The 17,464-nt window shown below is 60.9% G+C and carries 20 protein-coding genes and 1 pseudogene; 3 read left to right on the top strand and 18 right to left on the bottom strand.

Features of this window, described 5'->3' with window-relative positions:
- Position 1 precedes the first annotated feature (1 nt).
- Complete coding sequence (locus tag VWZ85_RS14200) at positions 2-697, top strand: DUF599 domain-containing protein (protein ID WP_416535627.1); 696 nt, start codon at positions 2-4, stop codon at positions 695-697.
- Positions 698-1,105: 408 nt separating this feature from the next.
- Here VWZ85_RS14200 and VWZ85_RS14195 read toward each other — a convergent pair whose 3' ends face one another.
- Complete coding sequence (locus tag VWZ85_RS14195; protein ID WP_416536904.1) at positions 1,106-2,566, bottom strand: MFS transporter; 1,461 nt, start codon at positions 2,564-2,566, stop codon at positions 1,106-1,108.
- 40 nt (positions 2,567-2,606) lie between these two features.
- Here VWZ85_RS14195 and VWZ85_RS14190 point away from each other — a divergent pair, with 40 nt between their 5' ends.
- Positions 2,607-3,011 (top strand): helix-turn-helix domain-containing protein, encoded by a 405-nt coding sequence (locus VWZ85_RS14190; RefSeq protein ID WP_416534143.1) that lies wholly within the window; start codon positions 2,607-2,609, stop codon positions 3,009-3,011.
- A 106-nt stretch (positions 3,012-3,117) separates the two neighbouring features.
- Here VWZ85_RS14190 and VWZ85_RS14185 read toward each other — a convergent pair whose 3' ends face one another.
- The 14 genes and pseudogenes from VWZ85_RS14185 to VWZ85_RS14120 all read right to left on the bottom strand — a co-directional run bounded on the left by VWZ85_RS14185 (position 3,118) and on the right by VWZ85_RS14120 (position 14,413).
- Entirely contained in the window at positions 3,118-4,143 is a 1,026-nt protein-coding gene (locus VWZ85_RS14185) for a type IV secretion system protein (protein ID WP_416535625.1), read from the bottom strand.
- A complete protein-coding gene (locus VWZ85_RS14180; protein WP_416535624.1) occupies positions 4,143-4,562 on the bottom strand; it encodes a hypothetical protein in 420 nt (139 codons plus the stop codon). Before VWZ85_RS14180 ends, VWZ85_RS14185 begins: the two co-directional genes overlap by 1 nt.
- 17 nt (positions 4,563-4,579) lie before the next feature.
- Positions 4,580-5,614 (bottom strand): ATPase, T2SS/T4P/T4SS family, encoded by a 1,035-nt coding sequence (locus tag VWZ85_RS14175; protein WP_416535623.1) that lies wholly within the window; start codon positions 5,612-5,614, stop codon positions 4,580-4,582.
- Position 5,615: 1 nt separating this feature from the next.
- Positions 5,616-6,941 carry a TrbI/VirB10 family protein gene (locus VWZ85_RS14170; protein WP_416535622.1) on the bottom strand — a complete coding sequence of 442 codons (1,326 nt, stop codon included), beginning with the start codon at positions 6,939-6,941 and terminating at the stop codon, positions 5,616-5,618.
- Positions 6,938-7,639, bottom strand: a complete 702-nt coding sequence (locus VWZ85_RS14165) for a TrbG/VirB9 family P-type conjugative transfer protein (protein ID WP_416535621.1) — start codon at positions 7,637-7,639, stop codon at positions 6,938-6,940. The genes VWZ85_RS14170 and VWZ85_RS14165 overlap by 4 nt, the downstream gene beginning before the upstream one ends.
- Positions 7,636-8,283 carry a virB8 family protein gene (locus VWZ85_RS14160; RefSeq protein ID WP_416535620.1) on the bottom strand — a complete coding sequence of 216 codons (648 nt, stop codon included), beginning with the start codon at positions 8,281-8,283 and terminating at the stop codon, positions 7,636-7,638. The genes VWZ85_RS14165 and VWZ85_RS14160 overlap by 4 nt, the downstream gene beginning before the upstream one ends.
- A 14-nt stretch (positions 8,284-8,297) precedes the next feature.
- Positions 8,298-9,095 (bottom strand): type IV secretion system protein, encoded by a 798-nt coding sequence (locus VWZ85_RS14155; RefSeq protein WP_416535619.1) that lies wholly within the window; start codon positions 9,093-9,095, stop codon positions 8,298-8,300.
- Positions 9,092-10,258 carry a lytic transglycosylase domain-containing protein gene (locus tag VWZ85_RS14150; RefSeq protein WP_416535618.1) on the bottom strand — a complete coding sequence of 389 codons (1,167 nt, stop codon included), beginning with the start codon at positions 10,256-10,258 and terminating at the stop codon, positions 9,092-9,094. Before VWZ85_RS14150 ends, VWZ85_RS14155 begins: the two co-directional genes overlap by 4 nt.
- Before the next feature lie 4 nt (positions 10,259-10,262).
- The gene (locus VWZ85_RS14145) at positions 10,263-10,478 is read right to left on the bottom strand and encodes a hypothetical protein (RefSeq protein ID WP_416535617.1); all 216 of its coding nucleotides are present in this window, start codon (positions 10,476-10,478) and stop codon (positions 10,263-10,265) included.
- Positions 10,475-12,859 (bottom strand): type IV secretion system protein B4, encoded by a 2,385-nt coding sequence (locus VWZ85_RS14140; RefSeq protein ID WP_416535616.1) that lies wholly within the window; start codon positions 12,857-12,859, stop codon positions 10,475-10,477. Before VWZ85_RS14140 ends, VWZ85_RS14145 begins: the two co-directional genes overlap by 4 nt.
- The gene (locus VWZ85_RS14135) at positions 12,849-13,127 is read right to left on the bottom strand and encodes a type IV secretion system protein VirB3 (RefSeq protein ID WP_416535615.1); all 279 of its coding nucleotides are present in this window, start codon (positions 13,125-13,127) and stop codon (positions 12,849-12,851) included. The genes VWZ85_RS14140 and VWZ85_RS14135 overlap by 11 nt, the downstream gene beginning before the upstream one ends.
- A gap of 9 nt (positions 13,128-13,136) precedes the next feature.
- Positions 13,137-13,390: pseudogene (locus VWZ85_RS14130) on the bottom strand (TrbC/VirB2 family protein).
- A 56-nt stretch (positions 13,391-13,446) separates the two neighbouring features.
- On the bottom strand, positions 13,447-14,130 hold the full coding sequence (locus tag VWZ85_RS14125) for a lytic transglycosylase domain-containing protein (protein ID WP_416535685.1): 684 nt from the start codon (positions 14,128-14,130) through the stop codon (positions 13,447-13,449).
- The gene (locus tag VWZ85_RS14120; protein ID WP_010138156.1) at positions 14,087-14,413 is read right to left on the bottom strand and encodes a hypothetical protein; all 327 of its coding nucleotides are present in this window, start codon (positions 14,411-14,413) and stop codon (positions 14,087-14,089) included. The genes VWZ85_RS14125 and VWZ85_RS14120 overlap by 44 nt, the downstream gene beginning before the upstream one ends.
- 184 nt (positions 14,414-14,597) lie before the next feature.
- On the opposite strand from VWZ85_RS14120, the gene VWZ85_RS14115 reads away from it, so the two are divergent.
- Positions 14,598-14,876, top strand: coding sequence for a hypothetical protein (locus VWZ85_RS14115; protein ID WP_416535614.1), 279 nt, complete (start codon positions 14,598-14,600; stop codon positions 14,874-14,876).
- Positions 14,877-14,948: 72 nt separating this feature from the next.
- Here VWZ85_RS14115 and VWZ85_RS14110 read toward each other — a convergent pair whose 3' ends face one another.
- From VWZ85_RS14110 to VWZ85_RS14100, 3 genes are all read right to left on the bottom strand, one after another.
- Positions 14,949-16,205 carry a type II toxin-antitoxin system HipA family toxin gene (locus VWZ85_RS14110; RefSeq protein ID WP_416535613.1) on the bottom strand — a complete coding sequence of 419 codons (1,257 nt, stop codon included), beginning with the start codon at positions 16,203-16,205 and terminating at the stop codon, positions 14,949-14,951.
- Positions 16,206-16,208: 3 nt separating this feature from the next.
- Entirely contained in the window at positions 16,209-16,547 is a 339-nt protein-coding gene (locus tag VWZ85_RS14105) for a helix-turn-helix domain-containing protein (protein WP_005859609.1), read from the bottom strand.
- A 109-nt stretch (positions 16,548-16,656) separates the two neighbouring features.
- Positions 16,657-17,464, bottom strand: an 808-nt coding sequence (locus VWZ85_RS14100) for a Fic family protein (RefSeq protein WP_416535611.1), incomplete at its 5' end; no start/stop codon positions are given.

The raw sequence follows: 17,464 nt of genomic DNA, 5'->3' as shown, positions 1-17,464 counted from the left end.
AATGAACAGTTTTCTGGCGGAGGTCGGTTGGTTAGATCTGGTTGCTTTGGCGACGCTTGGCTTCAGCTTTACGCTCTACGGGCCCATCAGTGCGTTCATTCTAGGCGCCAATATTTCCTCGCGGATGTTGGAATGGCGAAAGATCTGGGCGCGCCAAATGATGTGGCGTGATGAACGAATTACCGATGTCAGCCTCGTAAGGGGGCTGATAGCAAATGTTTCTTTCTTTGCCACAACAACCGTCTTTGTGATCAGTGGTCTGCTCGCCCTTATTGGGTCCAGCAGCACCATTGTTCAAAAGCTGAATGCACTTCCCCATGTCGAGACCGTCACAGAGGAAACTGTCATCATGAAGCTCTGTGCCCTCCTCGCCATGGCCGTCGTTGCGTTCTTCAAGTTTGGTTGGGCCATGAGGTTGCACGCAAATACCTTGCTGATGGTCGGAGCTGCACCGGAGCCAGCGGAACGGGGTAGTATCGAAGCAGAATACGTAAGTACGCATCTTGCCGAGATGAGTGCGTTGGCGTCCGGTCATTTCCAAGGGGGCGTTCGGGCCTATTATTTTGGGTTTGCTTCTTTGCCTTGGCTGTTCTCCGCCTGGCTACTGTTTCCCTGCCTCGCGTTGATGATCGGCGTGGCTATTAGGCGAGAGTTTTTTTCCAAAGCTTTCCGTGTTGCAATGCCAATACCGAGATAAATGGAGCGCAGAGTATCTGGGAATGCGGACTTTGGTACGGCTGTGGTGAAAGTCCAAAGAGTCCCGCGACCCGTAAATTCGACACTTGAACCATGCTGCGGACCGCACCAATGACCGGTTCTCTCGCCGCGCGACGGCACGGCAGTTTTCGCTCCCGCCGCATTTTTCACGCTGCGAGCGCGCGCAGCACAAAATCACAATGACCGGGTTGGGCTCACTGCCGCCCGATACCAATGCAGCATCACCGGCGATGGAGGCGTTCTCGAACCGGCCGTTTGACCAGCGGACTACGCAGCTGAGATATAGGTGGTTTTTCGGATGTGCCGACATCCCCACATCAATAGCCTGTGTTGACGCCGCGCGCCGCGAAATCTGACTGCGAGCCCGTTGTGACCGATGCTGCGACCTCTACGAATGTCCGTTTTCATATTGAGGAATGTTGTTTCGGTCTCGGTGCAAGCGGCTTGCCAGAACCGCCACCCCAAGGGTCAGGGCGCAGCAGAACGCAAATGTTCCGGCCATGGCAAGGGCCGTCTGTTGGCCACCTTCAACGGTACCGATGTCGGCCCGCACAAAGGACCAGAAGATGGCACTGACAGCACCCGCGCCCAGGATGAAACCAAAGTTGCGGCTCAGGCTGAGGACACCCGAGGTGACGCCCCGGTTCTGCTCCGAAGCCCGTTCCATCACCGACGTATTCAGTGCGGCCAGGAAAACCTGGTAGCCTGGAGCAAGCAGCATGAAGGCGAGGATGAATCCGCCAAGCCCGAATACGTAGGGGAGGCCAGCCATCATTGCCGTTGCTATGACCATCGCCGACGCGCCGACAAGCACCGCGCGACCTGCTCCGATCCGTTCTGTCAGTCGCCCGGCCGGAATGCCGCTGAGCGCCGATGAGATCGGGCCCACTGACATGGTCAGACCCATCTGGGCCGTCGTCAGCCCTAGCCCTCCGGTCAGGAAGAACGGTCCCACCACCAGTATACCCATCATGACGAGGGAGACGATGCCATTCATGGCGAGGCTGACCTGCAAGTGCCCCGAGCGCAGAAGATCGAGTGGGATGATTGGAGAGGTGGTCCGCTTCTCGATCAGGAAAAACGCGACGATAGCGCCACATGCAATAGCTGCCAGCAGTACGGTGGCGCCATCAAGGCCATTGGCCATATGAGATACTAGAAAGGTCACGGCCATAAGGAAAAGGACAAGGGCGCCTGCACCGGGAAAGTCGATGCCTTGGCGCCGGGTCTCAGGTTTCTGGTTCTGAATAAAGAGCAGGCAGAGGGCCAGCGCGGCCAAGGCCAACGGTATCTGCATCAGGTAAACGGCGCGCCAGCCGAATGCGGCTACGATAGCCCCACCGACTGCGGGGCCTGCGGCGGTACCGATGGCAGACATCGTTCCTATCGCTCCCATCCATCTTCCGACCTGTCCCGATGGCACAAGATCGCGGACCATTGCCAAGGGCATAGCCATCATTCCGGCAGCGCCTGTGCCCTGAATGAAGCGGCCGGCTATCAGCATGGGCAATGTTGGGGCTTCAAAGGCAAGGAATGCGCCTAGGATGTAGAGGCACAGGCTGCAGAAAAGCACGGTGCGCTTGCCGAAGAGATCGCCTGCCCGCCCCACCGGGATGATGAGCGCGGTGGTTGCCAGGATGTAGACCGATACCACCAGTGTCGGGCTAAGGTCCTGACCTTGAAAGTATTCCGACAGTTCCGGCAGTGTCACGGCAACCATGCTCGTGCCGAGCGATGCCACAACAATTGAAAGACCTGGACCAGACAGGACCACCAACGGCTTGTTTCTATTATCGGAAATGGAAACTTCATTCATCCGAGCAACTCCATTGAAAAGCGGAGCAGGCACTCTACAACTTGAAGTCAAGTTTAAGTCAATAGGTGTCTGAATGGAAAGACTTCTGGACATTGCCGAGGTGTCGGATCGGTCCGGCGTCAGTGCGTCCGGCCTGCGGTACTACGAAAAAAAGAAGCTGATCGGGGCTGTAGCCCGCAACGGGCTACGGCGCCAATACGAGCCGGCAGTCCTAGAGGAACTGGCGCTGATCTGTCTCGCCAAGTCAGCAGGGTTCACACTTGACGAGATAGGGTCGGTATTGGGCCGACCCGGGACACGAGTGATTCCGCGCAACGCGCTGGTCGACAAAGCAGGCGATCTAGAAGAGCAGGCCGAGCGATTGGTCAATCTCGCCAAAATGCTGCGTCATGTCGCGAACTGTCCCGTCGTAGACCATTTTGAGTGTTCCCGTTTCCGAAAGCTGTTGAAGGTCTCTACCCGAGTTGCGAATGCCTGACGAACAGCTGTTGCAAAGCGGCCATTGGAGCGCGTGCAGCGAAAGCTCACTTTGTCCGCATTGTGTGAGTTCATGCACAGTGCGGCGAAAGGCTGCTTTCTCCTTTCTACTCTCGCAAACGTCTTGCCCGTTCCGCCATTCTGACCACCTGCGCGCTCGCCGTCGCCGCGGCGCTCTTTACCGCAGCCGGAGCGTGTACAGTTCCACGTCCAATCGCCTCACCCGTCGTGAGCGCCCCTATCCGCGCCCTGCCCTGGACACCAGATGTGTTAGCCAGCCCTCGCAGTACCCCTGCGGACCCGCTGACAATCGCCGGTGCCGCCGCCACCATTAGGTTTCCCGAGATGCCGCGAACGATCAGGGGTGTTGCTGCTACAAATCCTTTGGCCAGAAAAACCATGACGAAGAACGGCACGAGCGATCCGATGTTGGTTGCCGAATTCGGATCGCCGATCTGGGCGAGAAGCGAATTCGCCATGCCGACGACGGTCGAGAACATGGCTGCGATGACAATGGGGTAGAAGGCATAGCTGACCGTCGTCGAGACCCACCTATGGAAAAAGTCTTTGGTCGCATCGAAGAGCGACAGAGCGATCATGATCGGAGCGAGGCCAAGCATGAGTGTCAGCATCATCTTGGCGAAAATGAGTACGATGCCGGTCATGAAGCCAAGAAGGCTCAACAGAACGAGCCCTATGCCGCCCAAGATCGCACCTGTCATCCAGTTCAGGTTGCTGCCGATGGCGTTCAAGTATTGGCTGAACTCTGTAATGAGATCATCGAACTCGGCCGCGAAGTATGTGGCCCCCGCCCCTCCGCCGCCGACCGAGGAAATCAGGGCTCCAGCGACATAGTCGAGCCCGCCGATGATGGCATTCGCGACCGCGTTGAAGTTGGCCCAGTTGAAGGCGAAGAGCCCTATCAACATCAGCTTGATCAGGTACCAAAAGAAGCTGGCCCCATCCATGCTGCGGAATTGGAAGGCCATATTAATGCAGACGCCGATCAGCGAAAGAGTGGCCATCAGCAGGACGATCGCGCCGACATTGCTTGCCACAGCCCCGAACTGGGACTCGGCCGCATCGACAAGGAACGCGTCTGCGGTTCCAACCATCCAACTGACGACACCCACTACCAGGTCCCTTGCGCTTCGCAGATATCCTGCACTTCACGGGCGATCTGGTTTTGTTGGTCCCTGAGGGCTAACCGAGCTTGAGTATGTTCCGCCTGAGTACTTGTCGCAAAACGTTCTTCATATTCCGCCGAGGCAGCATCCCATGGTGGGAAGCGGATTTCACAGCCACAATCGCCTGATGACTTGATCGCCTGCCAAGAACGCAATTCATAGAGCCGCATCATGGTTCGAGCCTTGTAGGCGTCCCGCGGGTCGATTTCGTCCATCCAGGTCGGGCGCTCCGGACGTTTGTTGCAGATCCGGTATTGTTGCGGCGACATATCGACTGTGAGATCGTTTGAGACCTGCGGCGAAGTCTGCGCCACAACGGGGCCCGCCAAGGCGGCAAGCATGACTGCGAGAATTGGTTTTCGCATCTGGGGGGTTCCTTTTTTTACTGTGCGGCAACGGAGGGGCTCTTGTTGCCTCTGCCGTCGACCGTGTCGAGGTTCAAATCTGTGGTTTGGCCCGGGAGAAAGAACTCGGTGATTCCGCGCGCGCCTTCATGGCGGCCTGCCTGAATGATCACGTCGATCGAGCCCTCAATATAATCGATCATGTCGGCATAGGTCATCGGCACATCGGTTTTCAGGGCAGCGATGGCGAGGCGGCGAACAGCAAGTTGTGGGGTCTCGGCATGGAGCGTAGTCAGCGATCCACCGTGGCCGGTGTTGATTGCCTCGAGAAACGTCATCGCCTCGCGCCCGCGGACTTCGCCCAAGACGATCCGGTCGGGTCGCATGCGAAGTGTTGAGGCCAAGAGCACATCGGCACTGCGGGCATCCGTATCCCGGTCCGCGATCAACGTCACGGCATTGGGCTGCTCGGGGCGCAGCTCGGCCGCCTCCTCGATGGTGATGATCCGCTCTTCGGGCGGGATCAGCGAAAGGATCTTGCGCGCCGCGACCGTCTTGCCGGTCGATGTACCGCCCGAGACGATCATGTTGAGCTTGTTCTCGACGCAAAACCGCAGCGCGGCGTCGATGTCGCCGGACCTCACCACATCGCGCAGCGCGCCGTTCCGTTTCTGGCGCAGACCCTCAAGGCTGCGTTCCTTGCCGAAAAGGAATCCGAGTTTGATCTTCTCAAGCGGCAGGGAGGAAAAGAACCTAAGAGAAATCGAGAAACCGCCCTCGACTGCCGGCGGCTGGATCACCTGCGCACGGATCGGGCGATCTCGATACAGGATCGAGACAGAGACGATGGGCTTCTTGGTGCTGAGCGTGGTCGAGGCTGCTGAGGCGATCTGGTTGCCGAGGTCCTTGATCTCGGTCTGGCTCAGCGGGCTGCCGAGACCTCGCATGAAGTGATCGCCCTGGAATTCGCCCCAGACTTGTCCGTCGGGATTGATGCAGATCTCGATCGTGTTGTCGCGCAGGACCTCGGGGCCGAAACGGTCGAGCGACGCTTCCAGATAACTTGCAGCCATGTCAGAAAATCTCGAGATCACGATCGACCATGACCGTGATCCGTGTACCCTGATCGACATGTATCACTGGCCGGATCGCCAGATAGTCCTGCATCACGCTTTGCGTGCTATCGCGCAGATCCGTGCCGACATCACTCGCAACATCGGCCGCCGCCTCGCTGTCGATTTGACCCGCTGCAGCCGCAGGCAGGGCGCCGATCAAGGAGATCAGCGCGGCGGAGCCGAAGCGTTGCGCGAAACGGGTATCGACAAACCCGGTGGTGCCAGTACGGCCGAGTTCGTCTCCACCGAAGGCGCTGATCTGCACGGTCTGATTATCGGGCAAGATGATCCGGTCCCATGCCACCATGACGCGCGATTGGGCAAGTGCGACATCGGAGCGGTAGCGCCCGATCAGCCGCGCGCCGCGCGGGATCAGGATACGCGTTCCATCGAAAGAATGGACGTCTTCCGAGACGATGGCGCGGATCGCGCCGGGCAGTGTGCTGTCGAGGGCCGTCTCTGTCACAGCCTGAATCATGGTGCCCTGAACAACCGTGTTCGATGGGTTCGCGATCACTTCGGCACGTGTCACCTGCGCAGGTTGTGCGCCCGAACGAACAAAGGCTTCATCTGCATTCAGACGTGCGGCTTCCAGCGTGTTCTCCCTATCCGCACCCGCGCCCATCCCGGAGAACGCGATCATAGGAGACGCGATACGCTCTGCGCGGGCCTCGGCTTCGGCTGCGCGCCGCCTTTCGAGTTCGGCCAGCCGCAATTCTTCTTCACTTGGTCCCAATGAGGTCGGCTCTGGTGGTACAAGCCGTGCTAGCTCCAAGTCCATGCGGAGCTGATTCAATTCGCGATCCCGCTCGGTCAGCTGCCGCTCGAGGGCACGCTGAGCCTCGGCGGATGCTTCCTGTAAGGTGGCAATTTGCGCCGACAGGTCCGCAATCGCCTGCTCCGCCCCGCTGTCCGCGACCTCGGCTGGCCGTGCGCGTAGGTCCTCGAGTTCCGCTCTCAATGTCGCAAGGCTTTCCATCAGCGCGAGTTCCGACTCGCTCGGACCTGTGTCCGCAGGCGGGGCTTGGCTAGGCTCCGGGGCAGAAATCGGCGCCAGATCTCCGAATCCGGGGCCGCTGCTCTGGAACTCTTCCGGCGCGGCGGTCGCCATTGGTGCTTCTGCCGACGGCTGTAGGGCAGCCCACGCCAGACCACCTGCTGCCGCGATGCCGACGACTCCAAGGATCGCGGCAAGTGGTGCATGCCGCTTGTTTGCCTTCGCTTTGCCTGTCGAACCTTCGAGAGCCGCGAGGCGCGCGGCGAGGTCTTCCGTACCTTCGGTCATGATGTGGCCTGCCCTGCGTCCTGGACGCAAACCACATCTTCGCCAAGGCGAAGGACCCATTGTCGGTTGACGCCAGACACGCGGATGACGCCGTCACTTGAGGTGTGGCTGTTCACCGCGCGTTCCCTTCCGTTCGAATATCGGAAGATGGCAGGCACCGGCGCGTTCCGTGCAAACCGGAAATACGTGAAGGTACCATCATCCCAGATGGCCGTCGGCGTGAACTCTTCTCGGGCACTGACCGCATAGTTCGCGTTCGGCGCATCGGCCGCAACCGCCCTGGTGGGTTGTACGCGGTTTTCAGGATAGCGGAACTGCACGACATAATGCGGCGTCTCCCGGGCTTCGACGACATGGAAGTAGTAGGAGCGGCGGTTGGTGTAGACGGTGATGTTGGTGGCGACGCCAGATGCTGTCGGCTTGATGGCGAAGGCACGGCCACCCGGGACACCGTCGAATTGAAACCCGACCGTATCGCCGGCGATGATCGAGCGGATGGTTTCACCCTCACCGAATTCGACTGTGGTGACGCGGGTCAGAGTCGTGACGACACGGTAAACCTGGCCTTCAGTCCAGGTCGCGACGCGCACGCGATTGTCATGAGAACCTGGGCGGGGCGTAGTTTCGGCCAAGGCAGTCGTTCCCGCGAACGCGAGAATACTGGCGGCCAGCAGCGCAGAGATTGGAGTGCGGGTCATTCGGAACGGTCCGATCGGATGGCATATTGGGTGACGGTGAATCCGAAAGGGTTTTGCCAGACATCGTCGATCGCGCGGGTCCGCTCTGGCCGGAATTCGAACATCAACGTGGCAGTGAACGATCCATCCTGTACCCCCTGCGGGCTTGTCAGGCGCTTTCTGAGCCGCACCTGGGCGCGGTTATCGCCAATAAGGGTGATCGATGCGATCTCAACGGCCATCTCGGCCGCAGCCCCGTAACGCGTCGGCGGATAGCTCTCCTGCCCCGATGTCCACATCGCGCGCATGTTGGCCTCGGCCGATCCGGAAGACTGTGCGAGGACACGGCGGACACGAAGATCGTTGTCGAGCTGGTTGTAGGTCTCGCGGTCGAGAATGTAGCGGTAGATTTGCGCTTCGATCACGGCAGGCCGTTCGGCGAGCGATACGGTTTCAACCGTGGCATTGGGGAGCGCCATCCCGGTCGCGGGATCGTAGGGCACAACCACGGGAGGCGGCGTCTCGACCATCAGCGCGACAGCCGCGGCCGTCAAACAGCCGAATACGCCAAAGCCTGCCCCGGAAATGCCGATCATCCGCCAAAGCTGTTCCCGGCGCAGGGCACCGTAGACAAGTTCCTCTTCCACGAGCTCGCGCGCAGTCATCACTCCTACCCCACTCACGGCTCAAGATCCGGCAAGGTGAAGTCCATGTAGCGGCGTTCTTCAGCAACGGTGGCGGCGTCAACCACGCCTGCATTGCCAGCGCCTAGGGTTTGGATCGCTTCCAGCTCCCACATCCGGGTCATGGCGATGGCGAGTTCCGCCGTGACGCGTGTGTTATGATCCATTGAGGCTTTGAGATCTTCCATGTCCGGGATCATCTCGACCAGACGTTCCACCCGTTCGAGAGACTGTTCCGCCTCTGCGTGGCTGTTCTGCGCCGCCGCCGACATCACAGCACCTGTGGTTGCCCGCGTGGCCACGCCTTCGGCGCCCGGATTGCCGCTGGTGGCGATCTCGCGGAGTGAATCCTCGTCGAACCCCGCACTTGCCAGCGCCTGTTCCATCTGCGTGCGCATGGGCCCGGCATTGGGCCCGATCAGAGCGCTCCAATCGCCCGCCTGGATGCCTCGGACCAGGCCGGGGATGTCTTCGAAGTTGGCCTCAAGCAAGGTGTCGAGGTCCCCGCCCATGGCAAGTCCAAGGATGCTGCGCGGCCCGGTGAGCGAGGCATACATCTCGTTCAGCTGATCGAGTTGGCTTTGCAGCATGTCCAGTTGCTCCAACGCATTGTCCAGAAGATCCGTCTGGATCCCGAAATCCTGCAGCATCTGTTGAAGCTGGCGGATTTCCTGAGCAATGTTCTGAGTGTCCACCGTGGGCACACCCTGTGCCGCGACAGGTCCGGTGACATTGAGGGCAAGCGCGAGAGCGATGCTACCGGCGAAAAGGGAGCGGGGCAGGCGCAGGTTCAACGCAAATCCTCCTGACTGAAATCCATGAATTGCCGCTCGGCAGCCTGGGCCGCCGCCAAGGCGATCTGCTCGGCGCTGAGTGGCTCGGTTCGGGCGGCCTTGATCCGGGTTCGGATTGCGACCAGTCGGGCAAGTTCTGCCCGGGCATAGGTGTTGAGCGCGATGGCCTCGTAGAGATCCTCGGTCTCACCAATGCGGGTGATGATGTCCTGAACCCGCAGGGCGGCGGCGCGGACCGAGACCAGCGAATAGTCGCCATAGACCCCTGCGCCGTGGGCCGAGAGGCTGAAACTCGCGTTGGCGAGCAGCACAGGGTCGATGGTGCCGAGCGCGTCGATGCCCCCTACGGCCGCGAGGTAGCTGTTGTACTGCTGCGGGATCACCACGACATAATGCTGGGTTTCCGCGAAGGGTGGCACACCGCCATAATCCTGCACATTGCCCGGCCCGGCGTTATAGGCGGCGAGCGCATGGATAATGTTGCCATCGAACATGTTCAGCATTTGTGCGAGGTATCGCGCACCGCCGGTGACCTGCAGATAGGGATCGTCGTAATAGGCCGGGTAGATCCCGAGATCGCCCGCGGTACCGGGCATGATCTGGGTAAGTCCGAAGGCCCCCACGGGTGAGCGTGCCCCAATCTGGAAACGGCTTTCCTGCCAGATCAGCGCCTGTAAGAGACAGCGCCATTGCACGAGCGAAAGACCCGCGCGGCCGACCCCGGACAGACTATGGGTGTCGCGTGCTGCGCGGATGATCAGCTCCTCGATCCCCTCCCGGGCATCGCCGAACATCCGTGCAGCCGCTGGATTGGTGTCCTCGGGCGCATAAAGACTGGCGGACGCGCTTTCGACGTCGTCAACCGCCCCCTGCCCCGCCTCGAGCCCCGCCACGGTTCCGGCCACGTCTCCAGCGCCAAGCGACATGGCATCCATCAGCCCTTCGAGGGAGGCGAGTTGCTGGCGCTCGATTTCGGCCAGTTCCTCCTCGCGGCTTAGCCGGTCCTGCTGTAGTGCCAGGTCCCGATTGGTCTGCTCAAGGATGGCCTGCCGCTCTGCGAAGAGGCGCAGATCGAAGGTCGGCACGCCTTGGGCGACCGCTGGCCCCGCCGTGGGACCTGCCAGTGCAAAGCCGATCATCGAGAGAGGAAGCCAGGTCCGCATTGGCTCAGCCGCCTGCCCCCAAGAGGACGAAATCGCAGGCCGTGTCGCGGCGCGTGACCTCCGCCCCCATGGTCGAGATCGTGGCGGTGGCGGTTCCTGCCTGCGCAGGAGCCTCGCGAAAATTGAAGCAGTTGGCTTGCGGGGGGTTATGCTGTGCACAGGCTGTCAGGGTCAGGCCAAGGCCAAGCAGCACGACGCTGCGACTGATGGTACGGGTCATGTCACTCTCCAGAAATCAGGACGGTCGCGATAATCGGCGCCGACAAGCGCTTCGCCCTTCTCCATTCCGCCAAGGATGGTCACGAGCGGGCCGAGCGCGCTGAGATCGGCATCGATCACGGCGGAACCACGGTCGTCGCGTACAAGCGCGAGCCGCGAGGCCGAGCCGACGCCCAGAAGCACGTCGAGCTCTTTCTCGGTCAGGCCGAGCATCGCGTAGTCAGCGGCGGAAGCACGAATGTTGGGCAAGAGCACCTGCGTCGGCACCGCTTCCACGATGGTCTTGCCGGTGCGCGTGCGCTCGAGCTGGCTGGCATATTGCGTCATCATCACGACGACGGCGTTCTGCTTGCGGGCGGTCACCAGCCAGTTGCTGAGTCGCTCCGCAAAGTAGGCGTTGTCGAGGGCTTTCCATGCTTCGTCAATGACGATGATGGTGGGCTTGCGGTCCTCGATCACCCGCTCGACCCGGCGGAAGAGGTAGGACAGGACCGCCATGCGTTCCCGCTCGCTCTCGGAATCGAGGATGCCGGTGAGGTCAAAGCCCGCGACGTCTCCATCGATGCTGAAACTGTCCTCGGCATTCGCCCCGAAGATCCAGCCGTAGCGGCCCTCGGCGGTCCATTCCTGCATCCGCTCGAAGAGATCGCCCTCGTCATCGGTCGAGACCAGCAGCGAGGCGAAATCCGACCAGTTCCGTAGGCCCGCATGTCCTGCGCTCGCGTTCTGGCGCACGACTTCCTGCAGTCGGTTGGTCTGAACCGGGGTTAGCGGTCGATCGCGCCGCTCCAAGAGGCTCGCGAGCCAATCAGCAAGCCATGCCTGGCCCCGCACGTCGATCTCGGTCTGGAGCGGATTGAGGCCCGTTGGGCGCCCCGCCCGCACGGTCGAATAGCTGCCGCCGAGCGCGCGGACGGCCATCTCCATGCCCGCGCGATAGTCGAATACGAAGACCCGCGCACCTGCCCGCCGTGCCATGGTCATCAGGAAAGCCGCCAGGACGGATTTGCCGGAGCCGGGACGGCCCAGGATCAGCGTGTGGCCTCCTGTGGGTTCGCGATCCGGCGCGCCCTGTTCGTGGAAGTTGAAGCGAAAACCGCTGCGCTCGGGCGTCGGGAAGAGTGTGATCGGCACGCCCCACGGCACTTCCCTACCAGTCTTTCCGAGCGGGGTGCGGTGGAAGGTAGCGAGATCGGCGAAGTTGTGGTTCGTGATCGCAGCCTTGCGGCTGCGCGCCCCAGTGTTCCCGGGATGCTGCGCCATAAAATGCGCCCGCGCCCCGAAGGCTTCGGAGATCAGGTTGATGCCGGAAGTCGCGGAGATGTTGCGGATCTCGGCCGCGATATCGTCGAGCGCGGCTTGGCTGCGCGCATAGACCGCCACCGTCATGTGGTGCTCGCCGAAGATCAGGCGTTTCGATTCCAGATCGTCCTGGGCGAGTTCCAGTTCCTGAGCGAGGCTGACGGCCCCGTCATTGGCGGCTTGCATCAGGCGCAGCTGCCGTTTGATCCGGCCCGCCATGATGTTGGCGTTGATCGGCACAAAGGAGTGGGTGACCACCATGTCGACGGGCAGGTTCAGCTCGTCGAGCATCAGACTGTCAGTTTTGGCGGGATAGTTCTTCACCGCAAAGATCGCGCCGAGCTTGTTGCCGACAGCGCCGTCAGAGAGGGCGATGGTCGTGCCGCGGAAGGTGACGCGGGTATTGGCTACGTCCTCGGCGATCACACCGAGGCGCGACCGGGGGAAGAGCGGGTGCTCCTCGCCTGTGTTGAGTGAACCGAGGAAGCCCAGAAGCTCGCCGGTGCTTGCGGCCAGCAGGCGGGGCTTCAGCTCATCGAAGGACGACAGCAGAAACCCCACAACCTCGTCGAGCTTGCGCAAGCGGCGGGTCGTGTCCGCCGCATGTCGCGAGCGAGACGCCCCCAGACCGAAGGGCAGACGGCTGGTCGCCTCGGGGCGCTTCAGCACGGTCAGGGTCAGCGTCTTGTCGCGCAAGCCCGCGCGGCCGAGATGCGCGTGCCATCGTTTGTCGACGGCGGCAGCAAACCCCTCGCCCGGTATGGGCGGCAGGGTCACATCGACCGCTTTCGAGACCTTGTGCAGGTAGAATGAGAACTCGGTCCCGACCTGCGCCACGATGCCAGCCAGCAACCCTCCGATCCGGTCGAGATGCCCGTCCTCGCTCGTGGTGCTGTTCACCCCCTCGAGCCTGATGCACTGCATCAGTTCGTTGCCGCGTGTCCGGATCGTCCGGTCGGTCACGAGGCTCACGTAGGGCAGCATCGACGAGAGCCGCTTCTCGCCCTTGACCCATGCGGGCAGCGCAGTCAGCGGATCGAGCGCCTCTGCGACGTCATTGGCAAGTCCATCACGGGGCATAGCTGTCGCCTCCGTGCAGCTTGCGGTTCGTGGTCGGCGGGGTTTCCTGCAGGGTGATCACCAGGACGTCGAGGAAGTTCGGATCCCAGTCTGCGGCTTTCCAAAGCGCCGGCCAGGCCAGCCCCGCGAACACGGTCACCACCCAGCTCTGCACCCAGAGGAACAGGAGCGTCGAGCCGAAGAGCCAGACCATGGCGTACATGATCGGCAAGCCCATCAGCTTGGGTGGCCTGAGAAGGCCGATGAACACGCGGGACTGGTCAGCCATGGACGGAGCTCAGGTGGTCCAGATGGCGGCGACGATGGTGGGTGCTGCGGCGATGCCGCGATTGCAACCACGACCCAGAGCGCCTGACGGAAGTCGAGGATGCCAAAGAGCCAGGAAAGGAACACCCCGATCAGTGCGAGCGTGCCAATCACGATCCCCAAGGGACCGGTGATCGCATCGACAATGCCTTGAAGCAGGGTCTGTACCGGCGAGAGGTCGATGCTCTGTGCAAGCGCTGGACCCGCCAGCAAGATAAGGGCCATCGCGCCGGACGCGGTGATCGCCCGCGTGCGGAGCACGCTTTGACGTTTCCTCGATGTCATGAAAGATCTCCTCTGAGCCGCTCAAACACGGCAGTCACACGGGCCACATGCCCTTGGGTTTCGCGAAAAGGGGGAATGCCGCCGTGGCGTGTGACCGCCTCAGGGCCAGCGTTGTACGCCGCAAGGGCCAGAGAGCCCTCGCCGAACTGGTCGAGCATCATCAGCAAGTAGCGGGCTGATCCGTCGAGGTTCTGCGCAATGTCATGTGGGTCCACGCCGAGATCGCGGGCGGTATCCGGCATAAGCTGCCCGAGGCCTATGGCACCGACAGGGCTGCGTGCAGCCGGATTGTATGCGCTCTCGACTTCGATGTTGGCCCGGTAAAGGAGCGCCCAATCAGTTACTGAAAGCCCGGCGCGACGCAGCGCACCATGCCCGGCATACCGTAGAGCCGTGGTCTCGATCGCATGGAGGATTTCTGGGGTGGCGCGGGCGGCGGATCGAGCCGGGATCGCTGTCTCGCTCGTTGCGTCAGGAACGCGAGGTTCTGCGAAGAGAAAAAGGCGCCCGTTTGCCTCTTGAGAAGAGGAAATCAATTGGCCGTCTGGGCCAACCGAAAAGATGAAACCGTCGGCCAGGGCCGGGGGCGCGGAACAAACGCCTGTACCCAAAGCAACGATGAGCGCAGTCGCGCGGTCAGCTGCCTTTGACCGGAGGCGCGGCGTGGCGTTCGCGGCCACCTTCTTCAAGTGGGATGCTAGCGGTCGTACAGCCCATGTCGGCCAGGAAACTGACAAGGCCAACGATGGTTTTGAAGTCGCGGAGCTTGAGGACGCTTCGGCTGGTGACGAGCATTTTATCGTCACGCCCATCAGTGGCGACGGCGCGGATGACCCACGAGCCGTACCAGCTGTTATGGCGCTTCTCCGCTCGCTCCTTGCAGACCACCTCAATGAGGTAGCCCTCGGCGAGCAAGCCGCGCAGTCCGTCTTCGGTGACCACATTCGGTGCTTCTTCTATCATGACCTCCCCTGGGCCCTCCTCATCGTGAGTATCGGCCCGCGGGGACATTTCCACACGGGCGATACAAGACAACATAATTGACTGCAAGACAATTTATCTGAGTTGACGAACCGTCTTTGGCTGCAATAGGTAGCTACCGCACGAAACCATGAATTTGAAGTGGCAAAGGAGTTTTGCCCTGCGCATGTTTTGTGCATTTCGATACGGTTTGCTTGGTCTTGTTGTGCCACTCGCGTCGATTGGCCAAATCGCCATTGCATGTACCGCACCGGAACGGCCCTTCCTGCCTGAGCGGTCCGAAGACATTCGAGAATATGCCGATCTGCTCCGCTCTGATTTCGAGGGCTACATCGCCGACATACAAGAATACTTCCGCTGCTTGGACGCCGAGCGCCAACGCGCCTTTCACGAGGCACAGGAGGTTAGCCGGGACTACGGAAGGCTGGTCGAGATATTGGAATGACTTTTCATCGTTTCCATGTTGGAGACTTTGAAAGCAGACACTATATGATTTTAGTGTCTGCATAAGCAGACATTAAAGCGTCAAAGCCTTCTCCAGATCGTCGTGCTCGAAAGCACTTTCCAGATAGTCGAGCTCGCGTGCCGGAGCCCCGACCTGATGCGCAATTTCGCGCCACGTCGCTGTCGCTTTTGCCACTTCAGCGACGATTTCCCGGGCGTGTTGAGTGCGGAGGCCGAATTCAGGTGCCACGGCCAACACAAGGTCAATGTCACAGGTCCCGTCGTCGAAATCGATCCGTGTCTGCAGGACACGCGGTTTTTCCAGCTGGGACGTCGGGTTGATGTCGAACGCCGGCGACAGCCGCCATCCAGCTGGCCCATCCCATAGAAACCCGTGATTGCGCATATGGTCGTCCGTATTCGACACCAGAACAGTGAAGACAAGGCGGCGATAGAGTTCTTCACGATCCCTGGCAGCCTGGCTGCCCGTCCTTGTGATCGCGTCTACGATCTCGAGATAGCTGCCAGATACGCCATCCCGGTTCTGGGTCATGGTCATGGCTGACATATACGGGATGCGTTCGCCTGCTGCGCGTCGGTCAAACCGGGCGCTCAGATAGACCGGCTGGTCACCGATGTTTGCCAGAGAGTGGTCAGCCATGGTCAGGCCGGCCCGATCTGCCAATCGCGCGGCGACTTCCTCCCAGCGTTCCTTGCTGTAATCATCGTCAGCCTTGGGAAACTTGGCGATCGAGAGCTTGCCCTGCACATCATAGACCGAGCACTTCGGGCGTGCGCCGCCAAGCGATGCTCCGGGCGCAAAAATGAGATCGAGGTCCTCGTCTCGTTCCTCGCCAGCTTCGAAACGCCCTACTGCGTCGAGAAGACGCTGGAGCGCGATATACCCCGGAACGCCATCTTGGATGGGTGCTGCATAGGCGGCATCGCCACGCCATCGCAGCCGCAAGGCTCCGATGCGGCTGACATCGGAGACACCCATAAGATAATCCGTCTCGAACAAGGTTCGAACCGGACGTTCCTCCCGCACAGAGCGGCGCCGTTCCCGACGCCGCATCAAGGCACGACCCCAGTTGTCTGGGGCACTGTCGCCAAGGGCTGGAAACATCTCTCCGTTGCCTGAAGGCACAAACGGTCCGGGCGAGAGAGGCACGCCCTGATCAATAGCAAACCGCTCTGGCCGGTTCAGCCAGTCGTCCGAGTATTCGAAAACGACGGTTTCGCGCGCCCGGGATGGCACACAACGCATGGTGCCGACAGGCACCATCGCTCCATCGAGCTCAATGTCGATTTCGACGACCCGTTCTGCCATGGCCTAGCTGCTCTCCTTGGAGCCAGGCTTCTTGCGCGCAAGAACCGCGCGTTTCGGCAAGCGCTCAAGAGCTGCATGTGCACCTTGGGGATCGTTCCTGGCATCAGCGAGATCTGCAAATCCATCCATCAGGTTCAATGCTTGCAGCACAGCCGCATAGATGCCGATGGACACGCCAGCATCACCTTTTTCGATCTTGTGGTAGGTTGATCGCGCAATACCCGCCCGCTCGGCGACAACAGACGCCGGCAAGCCGCGGCGCAAACGTGCGTCACGGATATCGGATCCGAGCTTGCGGATCGCCCGCTTGGCTGCGGGGGGCGGAAGGTATGACGCAGGCAATGCTTCTATCCTCGGTCTTGTTATTACCTTTATGTATGTATAAGAAGACATAAGGCAAGTGCTTTGACCTCAAGCTGTCATTGCTGCATTCCGTCTGATGCGCAAATGCTCACTCACCTTTTTCGGGAAATAGCCCAGGCATCCACCGACCTGCATACTTGGCCGGGAACGCCAGCTTGAGCGGCGCGCGGGTCGAGGTCGATGACAAAGCCCCCGCTTCAAGTAGCGCAGATGTCACCCGCCGCGCGGTGCGATCACTCGTGCCAAGGATGGACTCGACCTCTCCACGTTCAATCTGTCCCTGATAGAGGACGGCTTTCAGCACGGTATCGGATTTTGGAGGCAACCCCCCGGCGCGGATTTCTTCTTCAGCCCAGATCAGGATACGGTCACGCAGCCGATCAGGCCGCATAAGACTTTCCATGAACTCTACCTGGTCAATGCAGGTGCGCAGGAAGAAGCCGGCGAAGGAAGCAAGCGCGGCTTCGCTGAGCGTCCCACGCCCGTCGCGATCTCCACGGCGAGGACCGTCGCAGGAGGCCAGGTGCTCCTTGTAGGCGGCCTCTTCACGTGCAAGCCCGCGCGCCACAGACCAGAGGCCGCGTGTATCGAGCGTTCTGCGCAGCATGGCGTAAGACATGAGGCGGGCAACACGCCCGTTACCGTCGAGGAAAGGGTGCACCCAGAGAAGCCGGTGATGCGCGCAAGCCGCAGCTAGGATTGGTTCGATCCTGCCTTGGAGGTTGTAAGCCTTGTGCATACGTTCGAGAAATCGCGGTACCGCTCCAGGGCTGATGGCAACGTGCCGCCCAACTTCAACGTAGCGCGTCCGCAGCTCGCCAGGCACAACGGGTATTTTTTCGCCCGTCTTCGGGTTTTCGACGAAGAGAAGCTCAGGCGGCAGCAGTTCGCAGAAG

Source organism: Phaeobacter sp. JH20_29 (assembly GCF_048056175.1).
GTDB classification, from domain to species: domain Bacteria; phylum Pseudomonadota; class Alphaproteobacteria; order Rhodobacterales; family Rhodobacteraceae; genus Phaeobacter; species Phaeobacter bryozoorum.
Note: the sequence above shows the minus strand (reverse complement) of the source record. Positions and strands in the feature narration are given on the sequence as shown.

Excerpts from the sequence above, each read along its gene's own strand:
- VWZ85_RS14180 (WP_416535624.1), bottom strand. The coding sequence starts at position 4,562 with ATGCGAAAACCAATTCTCGCAGTCATGCTTGCCGCCTTGGCGGGCCCC.
- VWZ85_RS14115 (WP_416535614.1), top strand. The coding sequence starts at position 14,598 with ATGTTTTGTGCATTTCGATACGGTTTGCTTGGTCTTGTTGTGCCACTC.
- VWZ85_RS14175 (WP_416535623.1), bottom strand. The coding sequence starts at position 5,614 with ATGGCTGCAAGTTATCTGGAAGCGTCGCTCGACCGTTTCGGCCCCGAG.
- VWZ85_RS14165 (WP_416535621.1), bottom strand. The coding sequence starts at position 7,639 with ATGACCCGCACTCCAATCTCTGCGCTGCTGGCCGCCAGTATTCTCGCG.
- VWZ85_RS14150 (WP_416535618.1), bottom strand. The coding sequence starts at position 10,258 with ATGCGGACCTGGCTTCCTCTCTCGATGATCGGCTTTGCACTGGCAGGT.
- VWZ85_RS14140 (WP_416535616.1), bottom strand. The coding sequence starts at position 12,859 with ATGCCCCGTGATGGACTTGCCAATGACGTCGCAGAGGCGCTCGATCCG.
- VWZ85_RS14120 (WP_010138156.1), bottom strand. The coding sequence starts at position 14,413 with ATGATAGAAGAAGCACCGAATGTGGTCACCGAAGACGGACTGCGCGGC.
- VWZ85_RS14110 (WP_416535613.1), bottom strand. The coding sequence starts at position 16,205 with ATGGCAGAACGGGTCGTCGAAATCGACATTGAGCTCGATGGAGCGATG.
- VWZ85_RS14200 (WP_416535627.1), top strand. The coding sequence starts at position 2 with ATGAACAGTTTTCTGGCGGAGGTCGGTTGGTTAGATCTGGTTGCTTTG.
- VWZ85_RS14170 (WP_416535622.1), bottom strand. The coding sequence starts at position 6,941 with ATGACCGAAGGTACGGAAGACCTCGCCGCGCGCCTCGCGGCTCTCGAA.
- VWZ85_RS14145 (WP_416535617.1), bottom strand. The coding sequence starts at position 10,478 with ATGACCCGTACCATCAGTCGCAGCGTCGTGCTGCTTGGCCTTGGCCTG.
- VWZ85_RS14160 (WP_416535620.1), bottom strand. The coding sequence starts at position 8,283 with ATGACTGCGCGCGAGCTCGTGGAAGAGGAACTTGTCTACGGTGCCCTG.
- VWZ85_RS14135 (WP_416535615.1), bottom strand. The coding sequence starts at position 13,127 with ATGGCTGACCAGTCCCGCGTGTTCATCGGCCTTCTCAGGCCACCCAAG.
- VWZ85_RS14190 (WP_416534143.1), top strand. The coding sequence starts at position 2,607 with ATGGAAAGACTTCTGGACATTGCCGAGGTGTCGGATCGGTCCGGCGTC.